Source organism: Nonomuraea maheshkhaliensis (assembly GCF_039529435.1).
Classification (GTDB): domain Bacteria; phylum Actinomycetota; class Actinomycetes; order Streptosporangiales; family Streptosporangiaceae; genus Nonomuraea; species Nonomuraea maheshkhaliensis.
In genome coordinates, this window is the sequence record NZ_BAAAMU010000005.1 from 50,020 (window position 1) to 74,899 (window position 24,880).

Consider the following 24,880-nt stretch of genomic DNA (forward strand, 5'->3'; position numbering starts at 1 on the left):
CCCCTGCCACAGGGGCAACCTGTGCCGGGCCGCCGGCCGCGCCCGCCACACCGGAGGCCGCCGGCCGTGGCGTCACGCGCGGATGCGGTTTGGACCGCGATGTCATGCCCGGATGAGGTCGCGGCTACCCTTGCCCGGGTGACGATCCGCCCCAGAACCCCGCAAGACCTCCCCGCATGTGTCGACGCGCTCGCCCAGGTCCAGGCCGCCGACCGGTACCCGGTGGACTGGCCGGACGACCCGGGCGGCTGGCTGACGCCCGAGGACCTCGCGGCGGCCTGGATCGCGGTGGAGCCGGGCGCGGTGGTCGGGCACGTGGGGCTGACCGGGGACGGGGAAGTCGTGCGGCTGTTCGTGACCCCGGCGGCGCGTGGCGGCGGCCTGGCCGCCCGGCTCCTCGAAACCGCCAGAACCGCCGCGGGTGGCCCGCTGAAGCTGCAGGTGTCCTCGGAGGGTAAGGCGGCCATCGCCTTCTACGAGCGCGCTGGCTGGCGCAGGATCGGCAGCGACCGGGCCACCTGGCTCAACGCGGCAGGAGAGCCCGCCCTGGTGCACCACTACGTCAGCCCTTAGCCCGACCCGCCTCAGAGCCCGGCGACGACGCGCCCCTTTGCCTGTTTGGTTGAGATGGGGCGACCGAGAGCCTTCGGTGATCACCTTTGTCCCTCCAGCGGCCGGACGGTGGAACCGATGCTCGGTGCCGCGCTGGTGAGCGTCACTCAGGACGATGCGGTTTGGCCGGTCAGGCAGTGCTGCACGAGCGGTCCGAACCAGCTGACCAGTTCGTCGACGGACGATGATGCGATCGGTTCGATCCGTACGATGTAGCGCGCCACGGTGAGGCCCAGAAGTTGGACGTTGACCATGCCAGCCCGCATCGCGGCGTCCGGTGTGCCGAGCAGTGTCGCCACCCGGCTGGTGATTTCCCGGTCGATGTATTCGCGGATCAAGGTTTCGGACTGGTCGTTGGTCCGGGCCGACCGGGTGAGCATCGCAAGCGGGGTGCGGCCCGCTTGCGATGCGTCGATGCTCTCCACGAGCGTCCGGATGATGCGCTCGCCCATGCCGCCTGACACGTACCCTCCTGTGACACCCCGCGGTCCGGAACGGTCGTCGTGCCGATCAACTGATCGACATCCTTCACGGCGACGAAGATTCCCAGGGCCGCGAGGTCACGCCCGTCGGAGCCCGGCACGGCTTGGACGCCATCGTGTGGGGTTGGCGATGGCGGCGTTCTTGAAGCCGGTATCCCCCAAGGCCTTGATGATCGTGGGGTAGCGCTGAGAGGTAGCGACGGTGATCCCGGCTCGTCAGGCGCTCAGGGTCGGTTCTGGGCGATTCGAGGGCACCCTCAGAGCCCGGCAGCCTCGTACAGCGCCGCCAGGTCGATCTTCCGCATGCCGAGCATCGCCTTCATCGCCCCCTGCGCCGCCGCCGGATCGGCGTGGCCGAGCAGTTCCGGCAACTGCCGGGGGATGATCTGCCAGGAGACGCCCCAGCGGTCCTTCAGCCACCCGCACTGCCCCTCCTCGCCCCCGTCCTCGGTGAGCCGGGCCCACAGCTCGTCGATCTCCTCCTGCGACTCGCAGGCCACGTGCACGGACGTGGCCTCGGTGAAGGCGGAGTCCGGGCCGCCGTTCAGCGCCATGAACCGCTGCCCGGCCAGCTCGAACGTGACCGCCATGGCCGTCCCGGGGGTGCCGGGGCCCTCCTCGCCGAACCGCTGCACCTCCAGGATCTCGGAGCCGGGGATGAGCGAGGTGTAAAGGGTGGCGGCCTCCTCGGCCTGGGTGGCGAACCAGAGGCACGTGGTGATCTTCCGCATGGTGAGTCCCTCCATCGGGAGTCGTCGTCGTGGTCGTTCACCAGAGCGTCGAACACGCCGGGCGCGGATCGACACCCGCGCGGGAAAGTTTTTCTAACCGAGGACCGCGCCGAGCGCCGTCATGATCGGGATGGACAGTCCCGTGGTCACGAGCACGGCGCCACGGGCCAGCCGCCTGCCCGTGTCGTAGGTGACGGCGTACACGTAGATGTTCTGCGCGGTGGGCAGCGCCGCGAAGAGGGTGGCGGCCAGCAGTTGGGTGCCTTCCAGGCCGAGCAGGCGGGCGGTCGCGTACGCCACCGCGGGCTGGGCGAACGCCTTGAGCGCCACCGCCAGGAAGATGTCCCTGGCCACGCCGTCCTCCTCCGGGGCCGGGGCGGCGCGGCGCGAGCCGTACAGGCTGAGCCCGTACGCCAGCAGCGCCACCGGCACGGCCGCGCCGCCGAGCAGGTCGATCGGGCGCATCACCGTGACCGGCAGCGCGACCCTCGACAGCGCGAACGCGAGCCCGACCAGCGAGGCCACCGTGAGCGGGTTGCGCAGCGGCAGCAGCAGCGCGGCCCGCGGCGAGCGGGAGCCCTTGTCGAGCACGAGGAAGGAGAGCGGGGTGAGCACGAGCAGCTGGAAGAGCAGGATCGGGGCGACGAGGGCGGCGTCGCCGAGCACGTACAGGGAGATCGGCACGCCCAGATTGCCGGCGTTGACGTAGGAGGAGGCGAGCGCGCCGATCGTGAGCTGCCGCGCGGTGCGCCGCCAGGCGAGCTTGGCCACCAGCACGAACACGAGCGCCGTGAACGTCACCGCGACGATCTGGGTCAGCAGCACCGGCGACAGCAGCGCGCTCAGGTCGGCCCTGGACACGGTGGCGAACATCAGCGCCGGGGTGGCCACGAAGAAGGCCAGCCGCGACAGCACCAGCTCGTCGCTGACGCGCAGCAGGCCGATGACACCGATGACGTACCCGAGCACGGCGACCGACACCAGAGCGGCGAACGCCGCGACAACCCCCGACAACCTGTTCCCTCCCAAAAGTGGACGTTCAGGAGCGTATCTGAGGGCTTTCCGCGCGTTTTGGCCGGTCGGCGCCGCTCGGGGTTCTCGGCTGGAAACGGCGTCCGGTGATGGTCATCCGGGATCGCGGGTCGTGCGAAGCAAGGGGTGGGCGGGATCGCCGTGCCCGGGGGCGTCCGTGCGCGGCGCCGGTTCCGTCCGAGGCCCCTACCTGGAGGAGACGGACATGCGTCGTACGTCGTACAAGCTCGCCCTGCCTGCCGTGGCGGCGGCCGGAATGCTGGTGTTCCCCGGCGCGCTCCCCGCGTCGGCCTCGGCCGCCACCTCGTCATCCGTGATCAGCGCGGCGGCCCTCACCCTCACCGGCGGCAGCTGCGAGGGGCTCGCGCGGCGCTTCCTGTGCTCGGTCGCCTTCACCGGGGCGGTCGCGCCGGTCAGCGTCCGCTGGTTCGTCGACGGGTCCCACGTGCCCGCGTACGACAACAGGACGTTCGTCGGGATCGGCTGCCAGCCGACCTTCCGCTATGACATCCGGGCGGTGATCTCGGACGGTACGGGCGCGTCCGTGGAGTTCCGCTCGTCCCCGGTCTGCCGCTCCGGCAACCCGTGACCCGCCGCACCGCCCCTGAGCAAGATCCGCTCGGGTGAGGTGCGGTGATGCCGCGTAAACGCAGGTCCGTCCGCGCCATCGTCCTCGACCCGGACGATCGGGTCCTGCTCTGCCGCCACGACCTGACCACCCTGGACGGCCCCGTCGTCCGGGCGATGCCGGGCGGCGGGGTGGAGCCGGGCGAGTCGGATCTGCGCGCGCTGCCGGCCGGCGGCGTACCGGACGAGCCGATCAGACTGGGCCTGTGAGCGGGCCCTGTGAGCGGGGCCTGTGCGTGGGGGCTGTGGGCGCGGTCCTGGGGCGGGCGGGGTCGTCAGCGGCGGTCGCGGAACGTGCGGCGCAGGTCGTCCACCCACTCCGCCGGGGTCTCCCACGGGATGAAGTGGCCGCCGCGGTCGTGGGCGGTGATGTTGACGTGGTTGTACCAGGCCGCCCGGTCGCTGCCGAGGAACCCGCGCACCCGCTCCTCGCTGGTCCGCACGCCGGGCGGGTTCTCGTGGCCGACGAACGTGATGCCTGTGGGCGCCTCGACCACCGGCCACCGATCGTGCGACGGCGTCCACGGGTAGCGGTTGTTGTTGGCGTAGGTGCGGATCGAGGTGCCGATCCCGCCGCCCGCCCAGAAGATCGTCGCGTGGGTGAGCAGGTCGTCCTTGCTGAAGACACTCTCCACGTCCCCGCCGTTGTCCGACCATTTCGCCCAGCGTTCCAGGATCCAGGCCAGCATGCCGGCGGGGGAGTCGTTCAGCCCGTGGCCGAGCGTGGACGGCGCCATCATGTGCGCGGCCAGGTGCACGGCGAAGCGCCGGTCCATCTCCAGGAATCTCGCGTGGACGTCGGCGGGCAGGCCGGAGGGGATGGGCGCGCCGCCGCTGAAGTCCCAGGCGCGGTCGCCGTTGAACAGGGTGAGCTTCAGCGCCGAGCCGATGTGGATCCCGTACAGCTCGCCGGCGTACTTGTGGCCGAGCTGCCCCGTGATCAGCGCACCGACGTCGCAGCCGCCGGCCGCGTACCTGTCGTGTCCCAGCACGCCGGTCATCAATTCGTGCCAGATCTCGGCGATCTTCCAGAAGTTCATGTCCGGCCGGTTCGTCAGCGGGGTCGAGAAGCCGAAGCCCGGCAGCGACGGCACGATCACGTCGAACGCCTCCGCCGGATCGCCCCCGTGCGCGCCCGGGTCGGCGAGCGGGCCGATCACCTTCGACCAGTGCCAGAACGTCCACGGCCAGCCGTGGCTGAGGACCAGCGGAACCGGGTCGGGGCCGACGCCGGGCTTGCGCATGAAGTGCACGGGCACGCCGCCGACGTCCACGCGGTAGTGCTCGAACGCGTTGATCGCCCGCTCGGCGGCCCGCCAGTCGAAGCCGTCCGCCCAGTAGGAGACCAGCTCCTGCAGGTACGCGCTGCGCACGCCGTAATAGCCGTCGTCGTTGCCCACGTCCGGCTGCCACCGGGTCATCACCAGTCTGCGCCGCAGGTCGTCGAGGACGTCGTCGGGGACGTGCAGCGGCTGCTGTTCGAGCGGGAACGGCCGGGTCGGCATGGGTTCCTCCTGGGTTCTGGAGCTGATGGGCTGGTCGTACGGGATCAGTCGTCGAGGCTCGCGGCGATCTCGGTCAGCCGTCCGAGCACCCGCGCCGAGCCGGCCAGCGCCGCCCGTTCCTCGTCGTTGAGGTGGTCCACCAGCCGTGACAGCCGCGCCACCCGGTCGGCGTGACGGGAGCGGACGATCCCCAGGCCCTCCTCGGTGAGCTCCAGCAGGACGGCCCGGCCGTCGCGCGGATCGGGGCGGCGCGAGACGAGCCCGTCCTGCTCCAGCTTGGCGACCAGGCTGGTGAGCGCGGGCTGCTTGAGCTGCTCGGTCGCCGTCAGCGCGGTCAGCCGCATCGGCCCCCGGCGCTGCAGCGTGTGCAGCACCGACAGCGTCGAGAAGCTGAGCTTCCTGACCGACGGGAGCCGGATGAAGTAGGTGTTGAAGTCCTCGATCGCGGTGGCCAGCTCGTCGAGGTCGAGGTCGAGGTCGAGGTCGAGGTCGAGGTCGAGGTCGAGGTCGAGGGCAGGGCCGGGTGCGGAGGCGGGCTCCGGATCGGGCGGCGCGGGCGTCACGCCCATATTTATATCAAATATCGATGCATTTCGACGCGGCCCCGGCTGGGCGGTCAGCCCGTGGCGGAGTCGCGGGTACGGCCGTGGGCGTCGTGCGGCAGGTCGGCGTAGTGCCACTGGTGGTCGCGGGCCTCCCGGCACGCCGTCTCCAGATCACCCTCCTCGATCGCCGCCAGCAACTCGGCATGATCGCGGGCCACGTCGTGCAGATCGACCTCGGTGGCGACCATGGTGACCGACGTGCGTGCCTCGATCTGCAGGCTGTCCCAGGTGAGCTTGAGCAGCTCGTTGTGGGCCGCCTCGACGATGTGACGATGGAACGACACGCTCGCCCGCGCCGACGCCTCGGTGTCACCGCGATCGGCGGCGGCCTTCATCGCCTCGACGTCGGCCCGCATCGCCTCCGCCGGAACCGTCCCGGCCAGCAGCGCGAGCCGGGTGGCGGTCTCCTCCAGCGCGGCCCGCACCACGTAACTCTCGCGCAGGGTCTCCTGGACGAACGGGCGCACGAACGTCCCCCGGCGCGGCAACGTCTCCACCAGCCGCATGGCCTCCAGTTCGCGCAGTGCCTCGCGTACGGGGGCCTGACTGGTGCCGTAGGTGGCCGCGAGCCGGGTCTCCACCAGCCGCTCGCCCGGCCTGACCTGCCCGGAGACGATCCTGCTGACCAGCGAGTCGCGGATCTGCCGGGCCAGCGTGAGCCGCGGCAGCTTCGGGGGCTCTTCGGTCATGGGCGGATCCTACCGATCGGCGATGAGGGAAGATCTCTTGACGCGGGAATCTCGATAATCAATTATCGAGAATTATAGCGCCGGAAACCCCGAGCAGGGAGGCCGCACATGCTGATCGAGGCGGTGCACGTGCCCGAGTCCGTCGAAGCCGTGGTGACCCGCTCGGCCGCGGGCGGCCTGGTCATGGGCGGGGGAACGGTCGTGATGCCGCTGGTCAACAGCGGATCCGCGGGCGTGACCGAACTGATCAGCCTGCGCCGCGCGGGCCTGGACGGCATCGAGGTGAGCGACGGGGTGGCCGTGATCGGGGCCGCGGCCACGCTCACCGCCGTCGCCGAGCATCCCGCTCTCGCCTTCCTGCGCCCGGCGCTGCGCACGATCGCCTCCCCGACCCTGCGCAACCAGGCCACCGTGGGCGGCAACCTGTTCGTCGCGCAGCCGTACGGGGACCTGGCCGTCTGCCTGCTCGCCCTCGACGCCACCTGCGAGATCGCCGGCCCCGCCGGCCGCCGGGACGCGCCGGTCGCGGACGTGCTGGCCGCCGGCCTCGCCCCCGGCGAGCTCGTCGTCGCGGTACGGTTCACGCCGCCCCCGCCGGGCGCCTGGCACTACCACAAGGCCATGCGCCGCCGGCTGAACTCCGCCTCGATCGTCACCGTCGCCGCCGTCGCCGTGGAGGGTGACGCGGACTGCAGGATCGCGCTGGGCGGCGTGGCCCCTCGCCCCGCACGGGCGCTGTCCGCCGAACGCGTCCTGCGCGGCCGTCCCCTGACCGAGGAGAGCGTCAGCGAGGCGGGCCTGGCCGCCCGCGCCGACATCGACCCCTTCGACGACGCCTACGCCAGCGCGTGGTACCGGGCCCGCGTCCTGCCCGTGCACTTCCGCCGCGCATTCTTCCCCGAGACACCTCATAACTCCTGAAAGCACCCCTGTAAGCGCCCGCATCAGAAGAGGTGGGACCGTGCCGTCACAGATCGTCTCGCTCGTCGTCAACGGCGAGCCCCGTGAGTTCATCGCCGCGCCGGGAGCCACCCTGCTCGCCTGCCTGCGGGAGTCGCTGGGCCTCACCGCCGCCAAGCGCGGCTGCGCTCAGGGCGCCTGCGGCAGTTGCACGGTCCTCGTCGACGGCCGGCCGCAGGCGTCCTGCCTGGTCGCCGTCGAGACCGTGGCCGGTGCCTCCGTCAGCACGCTGGAGGGCGTCGCCACCGGCGGCGACCTGGACGAGGTGCAGAGCGCCTTCGTGGAGTGCTTCGCCACCCAGTGCGGCTTCTGCACCTCCGGCATGATCATGGTCGCCGAAGCGCTGCTCGACCGGAACCCCGACCCGAGCGAGGAGGACGTGATCGAGGCGATCTCGGGCAACATCTGCCGCTGCACCGGCTACCGGCCCATCGTGCAGGCCGTCATGGAGGCGGCCCGCCGGCGCGGGGAGGGGGCGGTGACGCGATGACGTACCGGCTCGCTCCCATCGACACCACCACCTTCGCCGCCGAGCGGGACGGCGGCGACCTCACCGTGATCGGCTCGGTGGTCCAGCGCTCCGACGCCCGCGGGCACGTCACCGGCAGGACCGAGTTCTTCGAGGACGTGGCCCCGCCCCGGCTCGCGCACCTGAAGATGCACCGCTCGGCCCGCCACCACGCCAGGATCGCCGGCGTGGACCTGAGCCAGGCCCTGGCCGTGCCCGGCGTGCTGCGGATCCTCACCCACGCCGACGTGCCGAACAACCTCTACACCCCGCTCAAGCTGATCGGCGTCGGGCCCGACGACGAGCCGATCCTGGCCGTGGACAAGGTGCGCTACCTCGGCGAGCCCATCTGCGCCGTGGTCGCCGAGACCGAGGCCGCCGCGCTGGAGGGCGCCGCCCGGATCCAGGTCACCTACGAGGACCTGCCGCCCGTCTTCGACGTCGAGGAGGCGCTGCGGGAGGGCGCGCCGCTGGTCAACGAGTACCACGGCCAGAACCACTTCATCTACGAGGGCCACCACTGCCGGCGCATCCGCTTCGGCGACGTCGAGGCCGCCTTCGCCCGCGCCGACCACGTCCTCGAGTGGCGCTACCAGTCGGCGCCGATCGAGCAGGCGCCCGTCGAGACCACCGGCTGCGTGGTGATCCCGCAGGCCGACGGCCGGCTGCGGATCCACTCCGACACCCAGGCGTGCTTCTTCACCCTGGACAACACCGCGCTGATCCTGCAGACCCCGTTCAACAAGCTGCGCATCGTCGGCGGGACGGTCGGCGGCGGCTTCGGCGGCAAGGTGGACGTGGTGGTCGAGCCGATCGCGTGCGTGGCCGCGATGGCGATCGACCGCCCGGTCAAGTTCGTCTACGACCGCGCCGAGGAGATGCAGGTCTCCTCGCCGCGCGCCGCCGAACGCCTCTGCATCAAGGACGCCGTCATGAACGACGGCCGGATCATCGCTCGCAAGATCACCTTGTACGTGGACGCCGGCGCGTACGCCCGCCACAGCCCGTACGGCGTCACCAAGGCCGCCGCGCACCTGCCGGGCCCCTACGCGATCCCGAACGTGTGGGCCGACTGCCACTGCGTGTTCACCAACCGCACCCCGTCCAGCGCCATGCGCGGCTTCGGCGTCACCATCGCCGACTTCGCTCTGGAGTCGCAGATGGACCAGGTCGCCCGCGCCATCGGCATGGACCCGCTCCAGCTCCGGCTCATCAACGCCTACCGCGACGGCGACGTCAAGGCGCACCGCAAGGTCGCCGAGGGAACGGCCCTGGTCGAGGTGATCCAGAAGGCGGCGGAGATGTCCGGGCACGAGCTGCCCGAGCCCTACCGCCGCATGTCGTCCACGACACGAGAGGGGCTGTGATGGCGAAGCTGCGCGGCCGGGGGTACGCGTCGGTCAACTACCCGACCGGCATGAACCTGGGCGGAGACCCCTCGCAGGCCCTGGTCCACGCCACCACCACCGGCACGTTCGTGATCTCGCTGTCCTCCGTCGACCTCGGGCAGGGCATCAAGACGATCGCCGCCCAGTGCGCCGCCGAGACGCTCGGCCTGCCGATGGAGAACATCCTGGTCGACACCGCCGACACCGACACAGGACCGCACTGCATGGGCACGTTCGCCAGCCGCGGCACCCACCGCGTCGGCAACGCCGTCATCATGGCCGCCACCGAGGCGCGCGGCGTGATGCTGGAGGTCGCCGCCGAGGAGCTGGAGGTCGACGCCGCCGATCTGGAGCCCGACGGCACCGGCTACATCGCGGTCAAGGGCGCCCAGGACAAACGCGTGCACATCACCGACCTGGCGCTGGCCGCGCACTTCAAGCACGGGCGGACGATCTCCGGGCGCGGCATCTACCTCAAGGAGCCCAGCGTGCCGGTGCCCGAGACGGGGGAGATGGACCCCGACTCCTGCCAGGCGCACGCGTGCACGGTCGCCGTCGTCGAGGTCGACGACGAGACCGGGGTGGTCGAGGTGCTGGAGCTGTTCAACGCCTACGAGATCGGCCGGGCGCTCAACCCCGCCATGGCGACCCAGCAGGTGGAGGGCGGGGCGTGGATGGGGCTGTCCCATGCCCTGTTCGAGACCACCGAGCCGTACTATCCGGCCCGCGACCACGGGCCGCGCGACTTCGCCGGATACCTGATGCCAGGGCCCGCCGACCTCCCCGTCCAGCACAGCCTGCTGCTGGAACGCCCGTCCGCCACCGGCCCGTACGGGGCGAAGGGGATCGGCGAGATGACGGCGAACGCCCCCATTCCGGCCATCGCCAACGCGATCTTCGACGCCTGCGGCGTACGCCTGACGTCGATGCCGTTCACCCCCGAACGCGTCCTGCGAGGGCTGGACGCCCTGAAGACGGAGGAAACATGCTGAAGGTCATCTCCCTGCTCAAGCGGGCCGAGCACCTGTCCCACGAGGAGTTCGCCACGTGGGTGGTGGAGGAGCACGTCGCGTTCGCCAGGAAGCTGCCCGGCCTGCGCAAGTACACGGTCAGCGTGAGCAACGGCGAGGACGGCGCGTACGACTCGGTGAACGAGCTGTACTTCGACGACGAGGACGCCCGCGCCGCCGCGTTCGGCTCCGAGCACGGCAAGGCCGCGGCGGCCGACGCGGCCGCGCACACCTCCCAGCGCGTCCACCTGCTGACCACCGAGCACGCGCAGCTGTGACCCTCAGCCCCGGCGAGCTGGCCGCCGCGCTGGAGGGCGAGGGGTACTTCGCGGACGAAGGGCTGTGCACGGCCGTCCACCTGGCGCTGCGGCTGGGCCGGCCGCTGCTGCTGGAGGGCGAGCCCGGCGTCGGCAAGACCGAGGTGGCCTCGGTGCTGTCGCGGGTCACCGGGCTGGAGCTGATCCGCCTGCAGTGCTTCGAAGGCCTGGACTCCGGCCAGGCCCTGTACGAGTGGGACTACCCCAAGCAACTCCTCCAGGTCCGCGTGGCCGAGAGCCGGGGCCAGGACGTCGGCGAGCTGTACCGCGAGGAGTTCCTGCTGCGCCGGCCGCTGCTGCGCGCCGTACGGGCGGAGCGGGGCGCGGTGCTGCTCATCGACGAGATCGACCGGGCCGACAGCGAGTTCGAGGCGTTCCTGCTCGAATTCCTGGGCGACTTCCAGATCACGATCCCCGAGCTGGGCACCGTACGGGCGGGCACGCCGCCGATCGTGGTGCTGACCTCCAACCGCACCCGCGAACTGCACGACGCGCTCAAGCGGCGCTGCCTCTACCACTGGATCGCCTTCCCCGAGCCGGACCGGGAGCGGGCCATCCTGCGCGCGTCGGTGCCCGGACTGGAGGAACGGGCGGCCGAGGGGCTCGTCGGGGCGGTGCAGCGGGTACGGCGGCTGCCGCTGCTCAAACGGCCCGGCATCGCCGAGTCGGTGGAGTGGGCGCGCGGGGCGGTCGCGCTGGCGGAGGACGGCAGCCCGTGGCCCTTGGCACTGCGCCGCGCTCTCGGGCTGCTGATCAAGGACGAGGAGGACACCCGGCTCCTCCTGGACCACGCTGAGGAGCTGTTCACCGATGCCTGACCCGGCTGAGCCGGCCGCCGACCACCTGTGGGGGTTCCTCATGGGGCTGCGTGCGACCGGGCTGCCGGCGGCGCCGGCCAAGCGGGCCGACCTGCTGCGTGTGATCGCCGAGACACCGCCGCCCGACCCGACCGCTTTGTACTGGTACGCCCGCGTCACCCTCCTCCAGGACGCCGCCGACCTGCCCGCCTTCGACCGCGTCTTCGACGCCTGGTTCCGGCACGGCCTCCTCGACGACCCGCCGCTCGCGCGCGACGACGAGCGCACACCGTCCCCCGGCGCGCCGGGCCACGACGACCCGCCGCCCCACGAGCTGCGCCCCGGCGACGGCACGCGGGCCAGCACCCTGAGCACCTACGGCACGCGGGACCTCGGCCGCACCGGCGAACGCGAGCGCGCCCTCATGCGCGCGCTCGAAGCCGCCTGGCCCGCCGCACTGCCCGCCACCCCGTCCAGACGCCGCCGCCCGGCCAGGACCGGCGACCGGCTGGACGTCCGGCACGCCTGGCGACGCGCCCGCCGCCACCACGGCGAGATCGCCGAGCTGCGCCACCTCGCCCGCCCGCCCCGCCCCGGCCGCCTGCTCCTCCTGGTCGACGTCTCGGGCTCGCTCCGGCAGCACACCCCCGACCTGCTGCGCGTGGCGCACACCGCGCTGCGTGCCGCGCCGGCCCGTACCGAGGTGTTCACCTTCGGCACCCGGCTCACCAGGATCACCGCCGCGCTGTCGCACCCGCATGCCGACCACGCGCTGACGTCGGTCTCGCGGCTGGTCACCGACGCCGACGGCGGAACGGCGATCGGCGCGGCGCTGCACCGCTTCCTGGCCAACCCGCGCTACGCGGCGCTCGCCCGCGGCGCGCTCGTGATCGTCCTGTCCGACGGGCTCGAACGCGGCGACACCGCACCCATGGTCCGGGCCACGGCCCGGCTGTCGCGGCTCGGCCACCGGCTCGTCTGGTGGACGCCGTTGGCCTGCTCGCCCGGCTACCGTCCTGTCACCCGCGCCATGTCGGCCCAGTTGCCGAGCCTGGACCATCTCGGCGGCGTCCGCGACCTGGCCACCGCGCTGGCGGAGGCCCGGCGCCTGCCCGCCGTCCTGTCCGGCCCGCGCCACACCGCAGCCAGAGACTGGTCCGATCCGCACCGGCCCGACCGACACTGGCCCGACCCGCACCGGCCCGCCCCGCATGGGCCGACCCCGCCCCCCATGGGAGCCGCCCGATGACCGATCCGTCCCATCACCGCCCCGGCATCGTGGACGCGCACCACCACATCTGGCGCGCCGCCGACCTGCCCTGGCTGTCAGGGGAGATGGTCCCGCGCATCTTCGGCCCGTACGAGCCGATCCGCCGCGACTATCCCATCGCCGAATACCTCGCAGAAGCCGCGCCCTGCGGCATCACCTCGTCGGTCTACGTCCAGACCAACTGGCCGCTCGACCGCGCCCTGGACGAGGTCCGCTGGCTGCGCGACGTCCACGCCGAGACCGGCTGGCCCACCGCCGTCGTCGGCAGCGCCGACCTCTTCGACGCCGGCGCCCCCGACGTCCTGCGCCGCCAGGCCGCGCTCACGCCGCTCGTCCGCGGCGCCCGGCTGCAGCTCCACTGGCACGAACGCCCCGAGTTCCGCTTCGCCGAGGCCCCCGACCGGATGAAGGACGCCACCTTCCGGCGCAACCTCGCCACGCTCGCCGAGCTCGGCTGGCTGTTCGAGCTCCAGGTCTTCCCCGCCCAGATGCCCGACACCGCCGACCTCGTCGCCGCTTTCCCCGAGGTCACGTTCGTGCTCGTGCACGCCGGCATGCCGGTGGGTCCCGGCGCCTTCGCCGAGTGGACGCGCGGCATGAAGCTGCTGGCCGAGCGGCCCAACGTCGTGGTGAAGCTCAGCGGCCAGGGCACCTTCGTCCACCGCGTCGACCGGGAGCTGATCGAACGGGTGACGTCCACGTGCCTGGAGCTGTTCGGCTCCCGCCGCTGCATGTGGGGCAGCAACCTGCCCATCGAGAAACTCTGGACCGACCTGCGCACCCTCCTGACCGCCTGGCAGGACGCGCTCGCCGGCCGAACGGTCGAGGAGATCCACGACGTCTTCACCGCCACCGCCACCCGCGTCTACAGCCTCTGACCCGCACGATCAACCCGCGCGGTCGACCGGCGGGCGCGAGTTGGCGCGATCGAACGCGGCGGTCCCTTGCGGGTACTGTGGGTGAGCGCTGGGGTTCGGTGCCGGCCCCGGCGGCGACGCAGCTCACGTCTGCTCGCCAGCCGACGCGGCCACCATGGGGAGGCGGGATGACCGGCAACGCGATCGCCGTGACCGTGGCCGAGGAACACGGCGTGCTCGTCGTCAGACCGGCCGGAGAGCTCGTGTGGGAGACCGTCGCCGACTGGCAGTCGTGGCTCGACGGGCATGTGGCGGGCGATTCGGGCGTACCCCTCCTGGTGGATCTGTCGGCGCTGACGTTCCTCGACTCGGCCGGCATCTCCAGCCTGCTCTCGACCAGCGAACGCCTGCGCCAGGCGGGGGTGCGGATGGCCTTCACCCAGCCCGCGCCGCTGGTGCGGCAGTGGCTGCGGATCACCGGGCTGTACGCCCATCTGCCCGTCTTCGACACCGTCGAGGCAGCCCTCCCGGCCGTGCGCCCACCGCGGTGACCGCCGACCCGGCCGCGACTCGGGGCAGGCCGCCTTGTCGGATCCACGCGTCCGGCCTGGAATGCTGCTCGGCGGGGCGACGGCTGCGCAACCTCACCGTCACGAACGCGTCGTCGCCGGCTGCCCGGCACCCGGAGTAACTCGGGGGCTGCCGCCGTGATCGTCGCCGCTAGCGCCATCCGGCGGGCCGGGCACGCACCCGCATGGCCCGATTATGCCCCCGGCCGCACCGGCGGCGAGAACCGCACAGGGGCCGACCCGGGCCGAGAACGCGGAGGCTGACCCGTGCTGAGCCCGCGGGGGCTGACCCGTACCGAGGCCGAGGGGAGTCAGCCCGTGCTGAGGTCGCGGCGGCGCACACCGTACAGGCCGAGGGCCGTCAGCGTCGCGGCGAGCCCGAGCAGCACCGCCGTGGCCACCGGCGCCGCCGCCCCCAGCGGATGCCACGGCAGGTGGGACAGCACCGACGCGTTCACCACCCACTCCGGAACCCGGAGGTACGCCCCCAGAACCGCGACGAACCCGCTGAAGACGAGCACGCCCCAAGCCGCCCCACCAGCCGCACGTGGAGCCGGCCCGAGCAGGGCGGCGGGCACGGCGAGCAGGACCAGCACCTCCGGAACGCGGCGCAGGCTCGCCCAGACGACCTCGGCCACGAGCCCCCCGTCCCCGGTCGACAGGGCGGCGCCGACCCCGAGCCCCGCCCCGTACACCATGAGCAGCGCCACCACGGCGAGCGCCGACACCAACAGGGAGGACCCGAGCCACGCCACCCTGCTCGTCGGCCCGGCCAGCAAAGGGCCGGCCAGCCCGCGCACCTCCTCAGCACGCAGCCGCAGCACCGACAGCACCGCGTGCACGCCCGTGTAAAGGGACCCGGTGAACACCATCAGGCCGAGCCACGCCCGCCCGAAGTCCGCCCCGGCGAAGATCGGCAGGTCGGTGACCGACATGCCGCCGGTCATGCCGCCCAGGACGAGCCCCACGGCGAGGAACGCCGCCGCCCACGAGACGACGGCCGCCCGCCGCAACCTCAGCGCGAGCGCGAACGGCGAACGCAGCCAGCCGGGGGCGCCGGCCCGGCCGGGACGCGCGGCCACCAGGGCGGCGCCGAGATCCCTCCGGCTGGCCAGCGCGTACGCGCCCGCCACCAGCAGCGCGGCGAGCAGCACCGACAGGCCGAGCGGCCACCACCGATCCCCGGCCAGCACCCGGGTCTGCTGCGACCAGCCGATCGGCGACAGCCAGAACAGCGGCCCGCCCTGTTCCGCCTGCAACGACCCCGCACCGCGCAGCAGCCACGCCACGAACAGCACCGCCCCGGCGAGCCGGGTGGCTCCCCTCGGATGCTCGGTGAGCTGCGCGGTGACCGCCGTGACCGCGGCGAACACCATCCCGGCGGCGGCGAGGGAGGCGCCGAACAGCAGCGCGCCACCGGCCGCGAACCCGATGCCCGCGGCCGCGCCCGCGGCGAGCAGCGCGAGCACGGCGTTGCCCGCCCCGGCCACGACCAGCGCCGCCGTGAGCTGCGCGTGCCGCCCCACGACCGCGGCCCTGACCAGCTCGGCCCGGCCGCTCTGCTCCTCCGCGCGGGTGTGCCGGGTGATGAGCATGATGTTCATCAGCGCCGCGGCCAGCAGGAACTCCACCCAGTACGCGGCCAGGAAGTACTTCTGCGTCGTGACGGCCTCGGCGCCGAAGAAGGGCCCGGCCAGCACCCGCATGAACGAGGCCCGGATCAGCCGCGTGGCGTCGGCCAGCGCCTGCGGCGTCGGGACGACCGCGGAGGTGGCCGCGTAGTAGAAGCGTGGGACGAGGGCCACGATGACCAGCACCCAGATCGGCAGCTTGAGCCGGTCGCGGCGCAGCGCCAGCCGGACCATGGCCCCGGTCCCGGCCAGCGAGCGGCCTCCGGCCCGCGGCAGGGAACGGGCGTGCGCCGGCGACAACGTGGCGGTCATGCCGCGGCCCGCCCGGTCCCGTAGTGACGGAGCATGAGCTCCTCCAGCGTCGGCGGATGGCTGACCAGCGAGGTGATGCCGAACGTGGTGAGATGCCTGACGGCCGCGTCCAGGTGCTCGGCGTCCACGCTGACGCTGACGCTCCCCGCCTCGGCCCGCGCCCGGTGCACGCCGGGCAGCCGGTCGAGGCCGGTGACGGGGGTGGCGGTCCGCGCCACGATCGTCGTCCTCGTCAGATGCCGCAACTGCGCCAGCGTCCCCGACTCCACCGCTTTTCCGTCCCTGACGATGGTGATCCGGTCGGCCAGCGTCTCGACCTGGGCCAGGATGTGGCTGGACAGCAGCACGGTGCGCCCGGCGGCCTTCACCTCGGCGACGACCTGCTGGAACACCGCCTCCATCAGCGGGTCGAGCCCGCTCGTCGGCTCGTCCAGGATGAGCAGCTCGACGTCCGCGGCCAGGGCGGAGACGAGGGCGACCTTCTGCCGGTTGCCCTTGGAGTAGGTGCGTGCCTTCTTCTTCGGATCGAGCTCGAACCGCTCGATCAGCTCGTTCCTGCGCCGCTCGTCGATCCCGCCGCGCAGACGCCCGAGCACGTCGATGACCTCACCTCCGGTCAGGCCCGGCCACAGCTCGACATCACCGGGTACGTACGCCAGCCGCCGGTGCAACGCGACCGCCTCGGCCCAGGGATCGCCCCCCAGCAGCCGGACGGTGCCGGAAGTGGCGCGCATCAGGCCCAGCAGGACACGGATGGTAGTGGATTTCCCGGCGCCGTTGGGGCCGAGGAAGCCGTGCACTTCGCCGGTGTTCACGGTGAGGTCGAGGCCGTCGAGCGCGCGGGTGGTGCCGAACGTCTTGACGAGTCCTGAGATGGTGATGGCAGGGGTCATGGGTGCTTCTCCGGTGGGGAGGGGTCGGCTCAGAGCAGTGGGGCGGTGACGCGGGCGTCGAAATCTCGGTCCGTGAGGGACTTGCGGAGGGTCAGGAGCGCCTCGGCCTGCCAGCCGACGACGTAACGTGTCTCCGGCCGATCCGCCTCGACGGCCCGCCGGATCACCTCCGCCACCACGTACGGGTCGGACGCCTGGCCCGGGCCCAGCTCAGCAGCCCTCACCGAGGCCCGGTCTGATCCCGGGCCGTCCGGGTCCGCTTGGGTGTCCGCCTGCGCGTCCGCCTGCGCGTCCGCCTGCGCGTCCGCCTGCGCCGGCGTCGCGTCCATCTCCGGTTCCGTTTCCCTCTGCGTTTCGGTCGCGCGTGCCATGGCCTCGGCCATCCGGCCGTAAGGGCCGTGCCCGGAGATCTCCCGGAGCTGCCGGGCGGCATCGGCCTCGAAGCCGGTCCTGATGATGCCGGGCCGGATGACGACCACATCGACCCCGAACTGCTCCACCTCCATGCGGAGCGTGTCCGAGAAGGCCTCGAGCGCGTGCTTGGAGGCGTAGTACCAGGCGCCGAGCGGCAGGGCGATCACGCCGCCGATCGACGACACGTTGATGATCGTGCCCGACCCGCGCACCCGCATCCCCGGCAGCACGAGCTGAGCCAGCCGCGCCGGTGCGAACACGTTCACCTCGAACAGATCACGCGCCATGGCCGCCGGCGTGTCCTCGGCCGCGCCGTGGACGACCGCTCCGGCGTTGTTGACCAGCACGTCGATCCGCCCGTGCCGATCCAGGACGGTGCCGACGGCGCGCTGGAGGTCGTCCTCCTCAGTGACGTCCAGCGGCAGGGCGTGCCCTCCCGCCGCCACGATCGGCGCCATCCTGGGCACGCGGCGGGCGGCGCCGTACACGACGTGGCCGGCGCGCAGCAGCTCCAGTGAGGTGGCCAGCCCGATGCCCGACGAGGCGCCGGTGACGAGGCAGACCCGGCCGGCAGTCTCCCGGGCCCCCGAACGATGTGACGCCATCACGCCTCCCACGCCACGGGACGCTCTTGAACGCCTCTGGCAGCCGGAAGACGAAGCCGGGTGAGGTCCGCGGGAGGATCGAAGGGGCGTTCCGCCGCACGCTCGATCGGCAGGTTTGACTGGGTCATGTCGGTTCTTTTCTGCGGGAACGGCCATCGTTCACGCACCGGGAAAGCTACGCCCGCGTTCGAGCAGACGGCAACGCGAAATCGAGATATCACCAGGTCAGAGCGGATCGATTGGCGCAACGACGTTGCCACCGAATGCAACATCCGCCCGCCGCGTGTCGCAACGACCCTCGGGCGGCGGCATACTCGGGCGGGCAGTACCGATCGGGAGGGGGCTCATGCCTGGAGGCCATCTGACGTACGAGGACCGCCGCAGGATCGCCGACGGGCTGGCCGAAGGGCTCGCCTACGCGGAGATCGCCCGCCGCCTGGGACGGCCGAGGTCGACCATCGGCCGCGAGATCGCCCGCAACGGCGGCCCGCACGGCTACCACGCGGCCCGGGCACAGCAGGCGACCACCTGGCGAGCCCGCCGCCGCCCCGCCCCGCCGCTGACGCCGCCTGACGCCGGTGACATGGCGCGACCTGACCAAGCGGGACGCGACCCGGAGGCGGTGCGGGAGTACGAGCAGAAGCTCACCGGCCTGCTGGCCGGAGGCTGGCCACCGATGGCGGCCAAGGTGATGGTGTGCCTGCTCACCAGCGACAGCGGCAACCTGACCGTGGCCGACCTGATCGAACGGCTGCGGGTGAGCCCCGCGTCGATCTCCAAGGCGGTCGGCGCACTGGAACAGCTCGGACTCGTCAAACGCGAGCGTGACAACCGGCGCGAACGGTACTTCATCGACGACGACGTCTGGTACCGCGCGTGGCTGGTGGGCACCCGGTCGATGGCACTGTGGGCCGCCACCGTCAGGGAGGGCGCGGACGTGCTCGGCGCGAACACCCCGGCCAGCATCAGACTCCTGACCGCGAGCCGCTTCTTCCAACTGCTCAGCGACGACATGGCCGCCGCCGCCGCACATTACAGAGCCGCCTTCGCCGGCTCCCGGAACCCCACCCCCTGACCAGGCATCCCGCTCGGGTCGCCCCGCAGCCGGTCGCGTCGCCCGGCCATGCCGTTCTTCTTGCCCGGACCCGCCGTTCTCCGAACGGACCCGCCGCCCCAGGCCGCATTGGCTACCCAGGTCCACATCAGCCTGGCCCCGGGTCTACGTCCGGCCCGAGCCGGCTATCCCTGCGCCCGCCCGCTCTCGACCTGGGTCCGATGACCAGCCGACCCCGCCTGCGCTGAAATCTATCCATGATCGAGCACGACCACCTCGGCGCGAGCGCCGACCCCCCTTCCCTCCGTCGCCGTCTCCGCCGTCGTCCGGGGCAGGCCGGCATGAGGGTCCGGCCGTTCCGCAAGCTTGCGACCATCGTCCTGAGCGGCCTGACAGTGTTGACGGCGACCGGCTGTGGGGGAGCGGACACCTCCCGGGTGACTGCCGGCGACGTGGTCCCCCTCGACCGGGCCCCGCTCTCCGACGCCGCGCCCGCCCGCGTGGTCGGCATCGGCGAGGCCACCCACGGCAACAAGGAGTTCGTCGAGACACGGCTGCTGGTCATCCAGAAGCTGGTGCGCGACCACGGCTTCCGCGCCGTCGCCATCGAGGCCGACTTCGGCGGTACGGCCGTGGCCGGCGACTACGTCATGGGCGGCGAGGGCAGCGCGGAGGACGCGGCGAAGGCGCTCGGGTTCGACCTCTACCGCACCCGCGAGACGGCCGGCCTGATCAAGTGGATCCACGACCACAACGCCGCCGCCCCGGACCGGGACAAGATCCGCCTCTACGGCTTCGACATGCAGCGTTACGACCGCAACAAGGAGCGGCTGCTGCGCTATCTGGCCGAAGTCGACCCCGCCCTGAGACGCGAGGCGGAGACAGCGCTGGCCGACCTCACCGACGCCACCCGGGCCACCCAGGACCCGAAGAAGACCACCGCCGCGGCCTCCGCCGCCGCCCGGCTCGTCGCCACGATGCGGGCCGGACGGGAGCGGTACGTGAAGGCGAGCTCCGCGGACTCGTACGCGCTGGCCCTGCACCACGCCGGGACCATCTGGCGCGGCGCGCAACTGCAGACTTCGGGCAACGACTACGCCGCCAAACGCGACGCCTGGATGGCCGAGAACATCGGCTGGATCGCCGACACCGAAGCGACCAGGAAACGGGAGAAGCTCATCGTGGCCGGGCACAACGGTCACATCGACAAGAGCGGCGCGGCGTTCCCGTTCGAGTCGATGGGGCAGCGGCTGGCCAAGACCTACGGCGGTGGCTACTTCGCCATCGGCACCGAGTTCGGCAAGAGCACCTTCATCAGCAAGGACGACGGCTCCGGCGAACGCAGGCGCTTCACCGTCAGCCACGACTCGCCCTTGGCCAAGCTGTTCGGCGGCGAGCCGATGGGCTACGTGAACATCGCGCGGGCCTCCGCCGAGCCGGGCAACCGTGAGCTGCTCACCTCGAAGATCAGGATGGGCAGCGTCGGCGACGGCTTCCGGTCGGCCTACAGCTCCGTCCTGTGGGCGTACACGGTGGAGATGGTGCCCGCCAAGTCCTACGACGCCCTGGTCTACATACCGGAGGCAGAGCCGGTGACCCCGCTGTGACCGGCCCGGGGACCGGGCGCTTCGGGTAACCAGGCGGTCAGTGACAGCGCAGGTCGAACCCGGCGTCGTGCGGCCCGTCGAAGAACTCCACGATGACGTTCTTGGATCCGTCACTCCGCGACGACCTGCTCGGGCTGACGTACGCGGTGCCGGAGAGGTCTTGACCTTCGACGCCCTTCACCGTGACGGACGGGTCAGTCCGGACCGGAAGGGTGGGCTGACGGAGGCTGACAGCGGCTGACGGGAGGTCATCGGGAGGGGAGCGGCTGGGCGGATTCGGCGTGCAGGCCGTCGACGAAGAAGGACAGGCAACGGCGCCACATGTCCGGCGCCGTGTTCATCGACTCCCGGATGACCTGCGACATCGCCCAGACCAGCGTGACCAGGTCCTGGACGTCGAAGTCGGCCCGGAGCCGGCCGGCGGCCTTGGCGCGTTCGATGATGCGTTCCACGTCCGCCAGGCCGCCGCCGCAGGCCTGGCTCATGTCGGTGTTCAGGGAGAAGCTCTGGACCATGGCGTCGTTGAGGCTGTGATCCTCGGCCTGCAGCGTGAAGATCCCCTCCAGCAGGCCGACGAACCCGGACCATGGGTCGGGGTCGGCCAGGGCGGAGGCGTTGATCTCCGTCAGCGCGGCCAGTCGCTGCGGGAGGATCGCCTCCAGCAGCGCCTCCCGGGTCGGGAAGTGGTTGTAGAGGGTGCCGATGCTGACCCCGGCGCGGCGGGCGATGTGTTCCAGGGGCGCGTCGAGGCCGCGTTCGGCGAAGGTCTGGGCGGCTGCGACCAGCAGTTTGTCGCGATTGCGTGCGGCATCCGACCGCAGCGGCTTCGATTCGGCTGCCATGCCTCCCATCATACGAAATCGAGGGCGCCCTCAAGTTCCGTGGTACGGTCTGAAGAGAAAGTTGAGGCAGCCCTCGATTTGTTTGGAAGGGGACAGTCATGTCCACAGCGGCAAGGAAGACCATCGTCGTCATCGGGGCGGGGCCCGGGCTCGGCCTGTCCGTCGCGCACCGGTTCGGGCGCGAGGGGTACGCCGTGGCGCTCGTCTCCCGTTCCGGGGATCGCCACCCCGGATACGTGGCGTCCCTGGCCGAGGCGGGCGTCGAGGCGGCCGGCTTCGCCGCCGACGTGCACGACCGCGATCGGCTGCTCGGCGCGCTCGACGAGATCACCGAACGGTTCGGGACGATCGACGTCGCCTACTACGGCCCCGGGGCCGCCGACCCGTCCGTCTGGCCCGAGCCGATCACCGACACCACCCCGGCGCAGGCCCGGGAGGCCATGGAGCTGCTCTACCCGGCGGTCGACGTGGTGGCCAAGGTGCTGCCGGGCATGCTCGCCAGGGGAGAGGGCGGGCTGCTGTTCGCCGGCGGCCTCAGCGCCGTCATGCCGATGCCCGCGCTCGGCGGCCTGGCACTCGCCGCGGCGGCACTGCGCAACTACGGGCTGACACTGAACGCGGCGGTGGCCGAGCAAGGCGTGTACGCCGGAAACCTGATCATTGGGGGCCTGATCGAACGCGGCGACATCTACCAGCTGGTCGCCTCCCAGCCCGAGCTTTTCGGCGGGAACATCCGATCCCTCGACCCGGACGCGATCGCGGACGGAGGCTGGGAGCTGTTCACCAAGCGCGAGCGCCCGGAAACGACGTTCAGCGCGTTCTGATCCCGGTAGATCGGCTGACCGGCAGATCGACCGACCGATCACGGCACGGCTGATCGGACCCGCCGGTTTGGGTACGGTCTGCGCCGGTCAGGTGTGACTCGGTCCGACGAAGTGCGACTTCGGCCGTCGGGCCCCGAGTGGCGGTCGTCCCGTCGGTGATGTGTTCAGGCGCGGAGGAGCGGCAGGAGCTGTTCTCCCTGGCGGGCGATCTCCGGCAGGTAAGGGGTGTCGGAGAGGACGAAGTGGGTGATGCCGAGAGCCTGGTAGCGGCGGAGTGACTTCGCCACGTCCTCGGCCGACCCCACCAGCCAGGTCGTCCCCGCCCCTCCGGCCCCGTACCGGCCGGGTGCGGTGTAGAGGTTGTCGTCGAGGACGTCGCCACGTGCGGCCAGGTCCAGCAGGCGCTGCTGGCCGACGGCCGCGCGCCAGTTCGGGTCCCGCGGGATGTGGCCCTGTGCCAGTTGTGCGACCTTGGCCTCGGCGTCGGCCCAGGCCTGCTCGGTGGTGTCGCGTACCAGCGTGGTGATGCGCAGCCCGAACTCCAGCGGGGCGTGCTCGCGCCCGACCTCCTCGCTGAGCGCCTTGAGCCGCTCGATGCGCTCGCCGACCCCATCGAGCGGCTCGCCCCAGAACAACTGCACGTCGGCCTCGGCGGCACTCACCCGCTCGGCGGCCTCGGAGGCGCCGCCGAAGTAGAGCAGGGAATGCCGGCGCTCGCCCCGGACGACCGGGCGCGGCACCACGGTGGAGTCGGTGACGCCGAAGTGCTCGCCGTGGTACGTGACGTTCTCCTCGGTCCACAACCTGCGCACGATCCGGATGAACTCCCTGGTACGGGCGTAGCGGTGGGCCTGGTCGCCTTCGCTGTCGCCGTACGCGGCCAGATTGTCCTTGCCCGAGACGATGTTGACCAGCACCCGCCCCTCGCTGATGTGGTCGAGGGTCGCGGCGGCCGAGGCGAACTTGGCCGGATGCCAGTAACCGGGCCGCACCGCGATCAGCGGCTGGAACGTCGTCGTCCGCGCGGCGAGCGCTGTCGCGACCGTGAACGTGTCGGGCCGCCCCCATCCGGTGCCGAGCAGCGCCCCGTGCCAGCCGTGCTGTTCGAGCGCCAGGGCCTGGCTCGTGAGGGTCGTCAAGCTGTTGTGGTCCTCGGCGACGTCGTCGCCCCGGTGGCCGGGTTGGGCCTGGTTGGGGATGTACCACAGGAACGTGGGACTCATCGGCGGCCTTCCGCTAAAAACCTACTCTACATGTAGGTTAAGTATAAAAGGCGGCGGGATTGTCGCAAGAGGGCGCCCCTCGCCCGTGCGAGCCGCGTGCGAGGCCCGCGAGGCCCGTGCGACGTTCGGGAGCCGTTCTGGAGACGTTCGGGAGGCTTGTGGGAGAGGCGAACGTGCGGTCGGATGCTTACCGGGATCCACCCCAGGGGAAAGCCCTGATCAGGTCTTATGGGGGGGACGACCAGGATGAGCACCGACAAGATCAGCGTGCGGCCGGACAGGACGCGAGCGCTGATGCTGCTGCTGGCGACGGCGGGGTTCGCCGTGAACTTCTGGGCCTGGGCCCTGCTCAGCCCTCTGGGCCCTAGGTTCAAGGAGACACTCAACCTCACGGCCGCCCAGCAGGCGCTGCTGGTCGCGGTCCCCGTGATCGTCGGCTCGCTGGGCCGCATCCCCGTCGGAGCGCTCACCGACCGCTTCGGCGGCCGGACGATGTTCCCGCTGATCTCGGCGGCCACCATCGTGCCGGTGCTGTTCATCGGCCTGATCGGGCAGGGCTCCCTGGCGACGCTGCTCGTCGGCGGGTTCTTCCTGGGCATCGGCGGCACGGTCTTCGCCGTGGGCGTGCCGTACGTCAGCGGCTGGTTCCCGCCCGAGCGACGCGGCCTGGCCGTCGGCGTGTTCGGCATGGGCATGGGCGGCACCGCGATCAGCGCGCTGACCACGGTCAACCTGGTCAGGACCGGCGGCGCGGCCACCCCGTTCCTGCTCACCGCCGCCGTGCTCGCCCTGTACGCCGCCGTCGCCCGGCTCCTGATGCGCGACCCGCCCGGCCGCGCCGCGCCGGTCGCGCCGATCACGGCACGCCTGGCCGCGGCCGTGCGCCTGCCGATCACCTGGCAGGCCTGCATCCTGTACGGGGTCGCGTTCGGCGGTTTTGTCGCCTTCTCCGTCTACCTGCCCGTCTACCTGGAGTCCGCCTACGGCCTGGAGCAGGCGGACGCGGCCAACCGGATGGCCGGGTTCGTGCTGCTGGCCGTCGTGGCGCGCCCGGCCGGCGGCTGGCTGTCGGACCGGATGGGCCCGATCTCCGTCCTGGCCGCCGTCTTCGCCGTGGTGGCGCTCTGCGCGACGGCCCAGGCGTTCACCCCGCCGCTGATGATGGCGGGCACGGCGGCGTTCCTGATCATGGCCGCGGCGCTCGGCGCGGGCAGCGGCGCCACCTTCGCCCTGGTCGCGACGGCTGCCCCGGCCGACAAGGTGGGGTCGGTCACGGGTCTGGTGGGGGCCGCGGGCGGGCTGGGCGGGTTCGTGCCGCCGCTGGTCATGGGCTTCGTGTACGGCCGGTCCGGTTCGTACGGGCTGGGGCTCGTCCTGCTGGCCGGCGTGTCGGCGCTGACGCTGCTGCTGACCGTCACCGCGGTACGCGCCACGGCCCGGCGGCGCGCGGACGTGCCCCGCGTCCGCCCGGCCGCCTGACGACGCCCCGGTGGATCGACGAACGGACGACCATCGT

The 24,880-nt window shown here is 72.0% G+C and carries 28 protein-coding genes; 16 read left to right on the forward strand and 12 right to left on the reverse strand.

What is annotated here, in order from left to right; all coding sequences use genetic code 11:
• Positions 1-138 precede the first annotated feature (138 nt).
• The gene (locus ABFX54_RS05250) at positions 139-573 is read left to right on the forward strand and encodes a GNAT family N-acetyltransferase (protein WP_346101844.1); all 435 of its coding nucleotides are present in this window, start codon (positions 139-141) and stop codon (positions 571-573) included.
• Positions 574-719: 146 nt separating this feature from the next.
• On the opposite strand, the gene ABFX54_RS05255 is transcribed toward ABFX54_RS05250, so the two are convergent.
• The 3 genes from ABFX54_RS05255 to ABFX54_RS05265 all read right to left on the reverse strand — a co-directional run bounded on the left by ABFX54_RS05255 (position 720) and on the right by ABFX54_RS05265 (position 2,839).
• Positions 720-1,076: a TetR/AcrR family transcriptional regulator gene (locus ABFX54_RS05255; RefSeq protein ID WP_346101846.1), complete on the reverse strand. Its 357-nt coding sequence runs from the start codon at positions 1,074-1,076 to the stop codon at positions 720-722.
• Between the two features lie 275 nt (positions 1,077-1,351).
• Positions 1,352-1,825, reverse strand: a complete 474-nt coding sequence (locus ABFX54_RS05260) for a VOC family protein (RefSeq protein WP_346101848.1) — start codon at positions 1,823-1,825, stop codon at positions 1,352-1,354.
• 93 nt (positions 1,826-1,918) lie between these two features.
• Positions 1,919-2,839, reverse strand: a complete 921-nt coding sequence (locus tag ABFX54_RS05265; protein WP_346101850.1) for an AEC family transporter — start codon at positions 2,837-2,839, stop codon at positions 1,919-1,921.
• Between the two features lie 223 nt (positions 2,840-3,062).
• Between ABFX54_RS05265 and ABFX54_RS05270 the strand changes: the two genes are divergently transcribed.
• A complete protein-coding gene (locus ABFX54_RS05270; RefSeq protein ID WP_346101851.1) occupies positions 3,063-3,446 on the forward strand; it encodes a hypothetical protein in 384 nt (127 codons plus the stop codon).
• A gap of 47 nt (positions 3,447-3,493) precedes the next feature.
• The gene (locus tag ABFX54_RS05275; protein ID WP_346101853.1) at positions 3,494-3,694 is read left to right on the forward strand and encodes an NUDIX domain-containing protein; all 201 of its coding nucleotides are present in this window, start codon (positions 3,494-3,496) and stop codon (positions 3,692-3,694) included.
• 65 nt (positions 3,695-3,759) lie between these two features.
• On the opposite strand, the gene ABFX54_RS05280 is transcribed toward ABFX54_RS05275, so the two are convergent.
• The 3 genes from ABFX54_RS05280 to ABFX54_RS05290 are packed head-to-tail and all read right to left on the reverse strand — an operon-like array spanning position 3,760 to position 6,283.
• Positions 3,760-4,989: an epoxide hydrolase family protein gene (locus ABFX54_RS05280; RefSeq protein ID WP_346101854.1), complete on the reverse strand. Its 1,230-nt coding sequence runs from the start codon at positions 4,987-4,989 to the stop codon at positions 3,760-3,762.
• Positions 4,990-5,033: 44 nt separating this feature from the next.
• Positions 5,034-5,558, reverse strand: a complete 525-nt coding sequence (locus tag ABFX54_RS05285) for a MarR family winged helix-turn-helix transcriptional regulator (RefSeq protein WP_346101856.1) — start codon at positions 5,556-5,558, stop codon at positions 5,034-5,036.
• 47 nt (positions 5,559-5,605) lie between these two features.
• A complete protein-coding gene (locus ABFX54_RS05290) occupies positions 5,606-6,283 on the reverse strand; it encodes a GntR family transcriptional regulator (RefSeq protein WP_346101858.1) in 678 nt (225 codons plus the stop codon).
• A gap of 108 nt (positions 6,284-6,391) precedes the next feature.
• On the opposite strand from ABFX54_RS05290, the gene ABFX54_RS05295 reads away from it, so the two are divergent.
• From ABFX54_RS05295 to ABFX54_RS05335, 9 genes are all read left to right on the forward strand, one after another.
• Positions 6,392-7,204 (forward strand): FAD binding domain-containing protein, encoded by an 813-nt coding sequence (locus ABFX54_RS05295; protein WP_346101860.1) that lies wholly within the window; start codon positions 6,392-6,394, stop codon positions 7,202-7,204.
• Between the two features lie 40 nt (positions 7,205-7,244).
• Positions 7,245-7,733, forward strand: coding sequence for a (2Fe-2S)-binding protein (locus ABFX54_RS05300; protein ID WP_346101862.1), 489 nt, complete (start codon positions 7,245-7,247; stop codon positions 7,731-7,733).
• Positions 7,730-9,118, forward strand: a complete 1,389-nt coding sequence (locus tag ABFX54_RS05305; protein WP_346101863.1) for a xanthine dehydrogenase family protein molybdopterin-binding subunit — start codon at positions 7,730-7,732, stop codon at positions 9,116-9,118. Before ABFX54_RS05300 ends, ABFX54_RS05305 begins: the two co-directional genes overlap by 4 nt.
• Complete coding sequence (locus tag ABFX54_RS05310; protein ID WP_346101864.1) at positions 9,118-10,131, forward strand: xanthine dehydrogenase family protein molybdopterin-binding subunit; 1,014 nt, start codon at positions 9,118-9,120, stop codon at positions 10,129-10,131. The genes ABFX54_RS05305 and ABFX54_RS05310 overlap by 1 nt, the downstream gene beginning before the upstream one ends.
• Positions 10,125-10,427, forward strand: coding sequence for an EthD family reductase (locus tag ABFX54_RS05315; RefSeq protein WP_346101866.1), 303 nt, complete (start codon positions 10,125-10,127; stop codon positions 10,425-10,427). Before ABFX54_RS05310 ends, ABFX54_RS05315 begins: the two co-directional genes overlap by 7 nt.
• Entirely contained in the window at positions 10,424-11,284 is an 861-nt protein-coding gene (locus ABFX54_RS05320) for an AAA family ATPase (RefSeq protein WP_346101867.1), read from the forward strand. Before ABFX54_RS05315 ends, ABFX54_RS05320 begins: the two co-directional genes overlap by 4 nt.
• The gene (locus ABFX54_RS05325) at positions 11,277-12,512 is read left to right on the forward strand and encodes a vWA domain-containing protein (protein ID WP_346101868.1); all 1,236 of its coding nucleotides are present in this window, start codon (positions 11,277-11,279) and stop codon (positions 12,510-12,512) included. The genes ABFX54_RS05320 and ABFX54_RS05325 overlap by 8 nt, the downstream gene beginning before the upstream one ends.
• Positions 12,509-13,411, forward strand: coding sequence for an amidohydrolase family protein (locus ABFX54_RS05330; protein ID WP_346101869.1), 903 nt, complete (start codon positions 12,509-12,511; stop codon positions 13,409-13,411). The genes ABFX54_RS05325 and ABFX54_RS05330 overlap by 4 nt, the downstream gene beginning before the upstream one ends.
• Before the next feature lie 167 nt (positions 13,412-13,578).
• Positions 13,579-13,941: an STAS domain-containing protein gene (locus ABFX54_RS05335; RefSeq protein WP_346101870.1), complete on the forward strand. Its 363-nt coding sequence runs from the start codon at positions 13,579-13,581 to the stop codon at positions 13,939-13,941.
• Positions 13,942-14,270: 329 nt separating this feature from the next.
• On the opposite strand, the gene ABFX54_RS05340 is transcribed toward ABFX54_RS05335, so the two are convergent.
• The 3 genes from ABFX54_RS05340 to ABFX54_RS05350 are packed head-to-tail and all read right to left on the reverse strand — an operon-like array spanning position 14,271 to position 17,814.
• Positions 14,271-15,902, reverse strand: a complete 1,632-nt coding sequence (locus tag ABFX54_RS05340) for an ABC transporter permease (RefSeq protein WP_346101871.1) — start codon at positions 15,900-15,902, stop codon at positions 14,271-14,273.
• A complete protein-coding gene (locus tag ABFX54_RS05345) occupies positions 15,899-16,795 on the reverse strand; it encodes an ABC transporter ATP-binding protein (protein WP_346101873.1) in 897 nt (298 codons plus the stop codon). The genes ABFX54_RS05340 and ABFX54_RS05345 overlap by 4 nt, the downstream gene beginning before the upstream one ends.
• Positions 16,796-16,824: 29 nt before the next feature.
• A complete protein-coding gene (locus ABFX54_RS05350; protein ID WP_346101875.1) occupies positions 16,825-17,814 on the reverse strand; it encodes an SDR family NAD(P)-dependent oxidoreductase in 990 nt (329 codons plus the stop codon).
• Between the two features lie 346 nt (positions 17,815-18,160).
• Between ABFX54_RS05350 and ABFX54_RS05355 the strand changes: the two genes are divergently transcribed.
• A complete protein-coding gene (locus ABFX54_RS05355) occupies positions 18,161-18,889 on the forward strand; it encodes a helix-turn-helix domain-containing protein (RefSeq protein ID WP_346101877.1) in 729 nt (242 codons plus the stop codon).
• 416 nt (positions 18,890-19,305) lie between these two features.
• Positions 19,306-20,475, forward strand: a complete 1,170-nt coding sequence (locus ABFX54_RS05360) for an erythromycin esterase family protein (RefSeq protein WP_346101878.1) — start codon at positions 19,306-19,308, stop codon at positions 20,473-20,475.
• Positions 20,476-20,512: 37 nt separating this feature from the next.
• On the opposite strand, the gene ABFX54_RS05365 is transcribed toward ABFX54_RS05360, so the two are convergent.
• Both ABFX54_RS05365 and ABFX54_RS05370 read right to left on the reverse strand, forming a co-directional pair.
• Positions 20,513-20,656: a hypothetical protein gene (locus ABFX54_RS05365; protein ID WP_346101879.1), complete on the reverse strand. Its 144-nt coding sequence runs from the start codon at positions 20,654-20,656 to the stop codon at positions 20,513-20,515.
• 67 nt (positions 20,657-20,723) lie between these two features.
• Positions 20,724-21,317, reverse strand: coding sequence for a TetR/AcrR family transcriptional regulator (locus ABFX54_RS05370; RefSeq protein ID WP_346101881.1), 594 nt, complete (start codon positions 21,315-21,317; stop codon positions 20,724-20,726).
• 98 nt (positions 21,318-21,415) lie between these two features.
• On the opposite strand from ABFX54_RS05370, the gene ABFX54_RS05375 reads away from it, so the two are divergent.
• Positions 21,416-22,141: an SDR family NAD(P)-dependent oxidoreductase gene (locus ABFX54_RS05375; protein WP_346101883.1), complete on the forward strand. Its 726-nt coding sequence runs from the start codon at positions 21,416-21,418 to the stop codon at positions 22,139-22,141.
• A gap of 164 nt (positions 22,142-22,305) precedes the next feature.
• Here the strand turns inward: ABFX54_RS05375 and ABFX54_RS05380 are convergent, their stop codons facing one another.
• Complete coding sequence (locus tag ABFX54_RS05380) at positions 22,306-23,364, reverse strand: LLM class flavin-dependent oxidoreductase (protein WP_346101885.1); 1,059 nt, start codon at positions 23,362-23,364, stop codon at positions 22,306-22,308.
• A 246-nt stretch (positions 23,365-23,610) separates the two neighbouring features.
• Here ABFX54_RS05380 and ABFX54_RS05385 point away from each other — a divergent pair, with 246 nt between their 5' ends.
• The gene (locus ABFX54_RS05385) at positions 23,611-24,843 is read left to right on the forward strand and encodes an MFS transporter (protein WP_346101887.1); all 1,233 of its coding nucleotides are present in this window, start codon (positions 23,611-23,613) and stop codon (positions 24,841-24,843) included.
• The last annotated feature ends 37 nt before the right edge of the window (positions 24,844-24,880 follow it).

Coding starts and splice junctions, on each gene's coding strand:
- ABFX54_RS05260 (WP_346101848.1), bottom strand. CDS start 1,825: ATGCGGAAGATCACCACGTGCCTCTGGTTCGCCACCCAGGCCGAGGAG.
- ABFX54_RS05270 (WP_346101851.1), top strand. CDS start 3,063: ATGCGTCGTACGTCGTACAAGCTCGCCCTGCCTGCCGTGGCGGCGGCC.
- ABFX54_RS05275 (WP_346101853.1), top strand. CDS start 3,494: ATGCCGCGTAAACGCAGGTCCGTCCGCGCCATCGTCCTCGACCCGGAC.
- ABFX54_RS05280 (WP_346101854.1), bottom strand. CDS start 4,989: ATGCCGACCCGGCCGTTCCCGCTCGAACAGCAGCCGCTGCACGTCCCC.
- ABFX54_RS05285 (WP_346101856.1), bottom strand. CDS start 5,558: ATGGGCGTGACGCCCGCGCCGCCCGATCCGGAGCCCGCCTCCGCACCC.
- ABFX54_RS05290 (WP_346101858.1), bottom strand. CDS start 6,283: ATGACCGAAGAGCCCCCGAAGCTGCCGCGGCTCACGCTGGCCCGGCAG.
- ABFX54_RS05295 (WP_346101860.1), top strand. CDS start 6,392: ATGCTGATCGAGGCGGTGCACGTGCCCGAGTCCGTCGAAGCCGTGGTG.
- ABFX54_RS05305 (WP_346101863.1), top strand. CDS start 7,730: ATGACGTACCGGCTCGCTCCCATCGACACCACCACCTTCGCCGCCGAG.
- ABFX54_RS05310 (WP_346101864.1), top strand. CDS start 9,118: ATGGCGAAGCTGCGCGGCCGGGGGTACGCGTCGGTCAACTACCCGACC.
- ABFX54_RS05315 (WP_346101866.1), top strand. CDS start 10,125: ATGCTGAAGGTCATCTCCCTGCTCAAGCGGGCCGAGCACCTGTCCCAC.
- ABFX54_RS05325 (WP_346101868.1), top strand. CDS start 11,277: ATGCCTGACCCGGCTGAGCCGGCCGCCGACCACCTGTGGGGGTTCCTC.
- ABFX54_RS05330 (WP_346101869.1), top strand. CDS start 12,509: ATGACCGATCCGTCCCATCACCGCCCCGGCATCGTGGACGCGCACCAC.
- ABFX54_RS05335 (WP_346101870.1), top strand. CDS start 13,579: ATGACCGGCAACGCGATCGCCGTGACCGTGGCCGAGGAACACGGCGTG.
- ABFX54_RS05340 (WP_346101871.1), bottom strand. CDS start 15,902: ATGACCGCCACGTTGTCGCCGGCGCACGCCCGTTCCCTGCCGCGGGCC.
- ABFX54_RS05345 (WP_346101873.1), bottom strand. CDS start 16,795: ATGACCCCTGCCATCACCATCTCAGGACTCGTCAAGACGTTCGGCACC.
- ABFX54_RS05350 (WP_346101875.1), bottom strand. CDS start 17,814: ATGGCGTCACATCGTTCGGGGGCCCGGGAGACTGCCGGCCGGGTCTGC.
- ABFX54_RS05355 (WP_346101877.1), top strand. CDS start 18,161: ATGCCTGGAGGCCATCTGACGTACGAGGACCGCCGCAGGATCGCCGAC.
- ABFX54_RS05370 (WP_346101881.1), bottom strand. CDS start 21,317: ATGGCAGCCGAATCGAAGCCGCTGCGGTCGGATGCCGCACGCAATCGC.
- ABFX54_RS05375 (WP_346101883.1), top strand. CDS start 21,416: ATGTCCACAGCGGCAAGGAAGACCATCGTCGTCATCGGGGCGGGGCCC.
- ABFX54_RS05380 (WP_346101885.1), bottom strand. CDS start 23,364: ATGAGTCCCACGTTCCTGTGGTACATCCCCAACCAGGCCCAACCCGGC.
- ABFX54_RS05385 (WP_346101887.1), top strand. CDS start 23,611: ATGAGCACCGACAAGATCAGCGTGCGGCCGGACAGGACGCGAGCGCTG.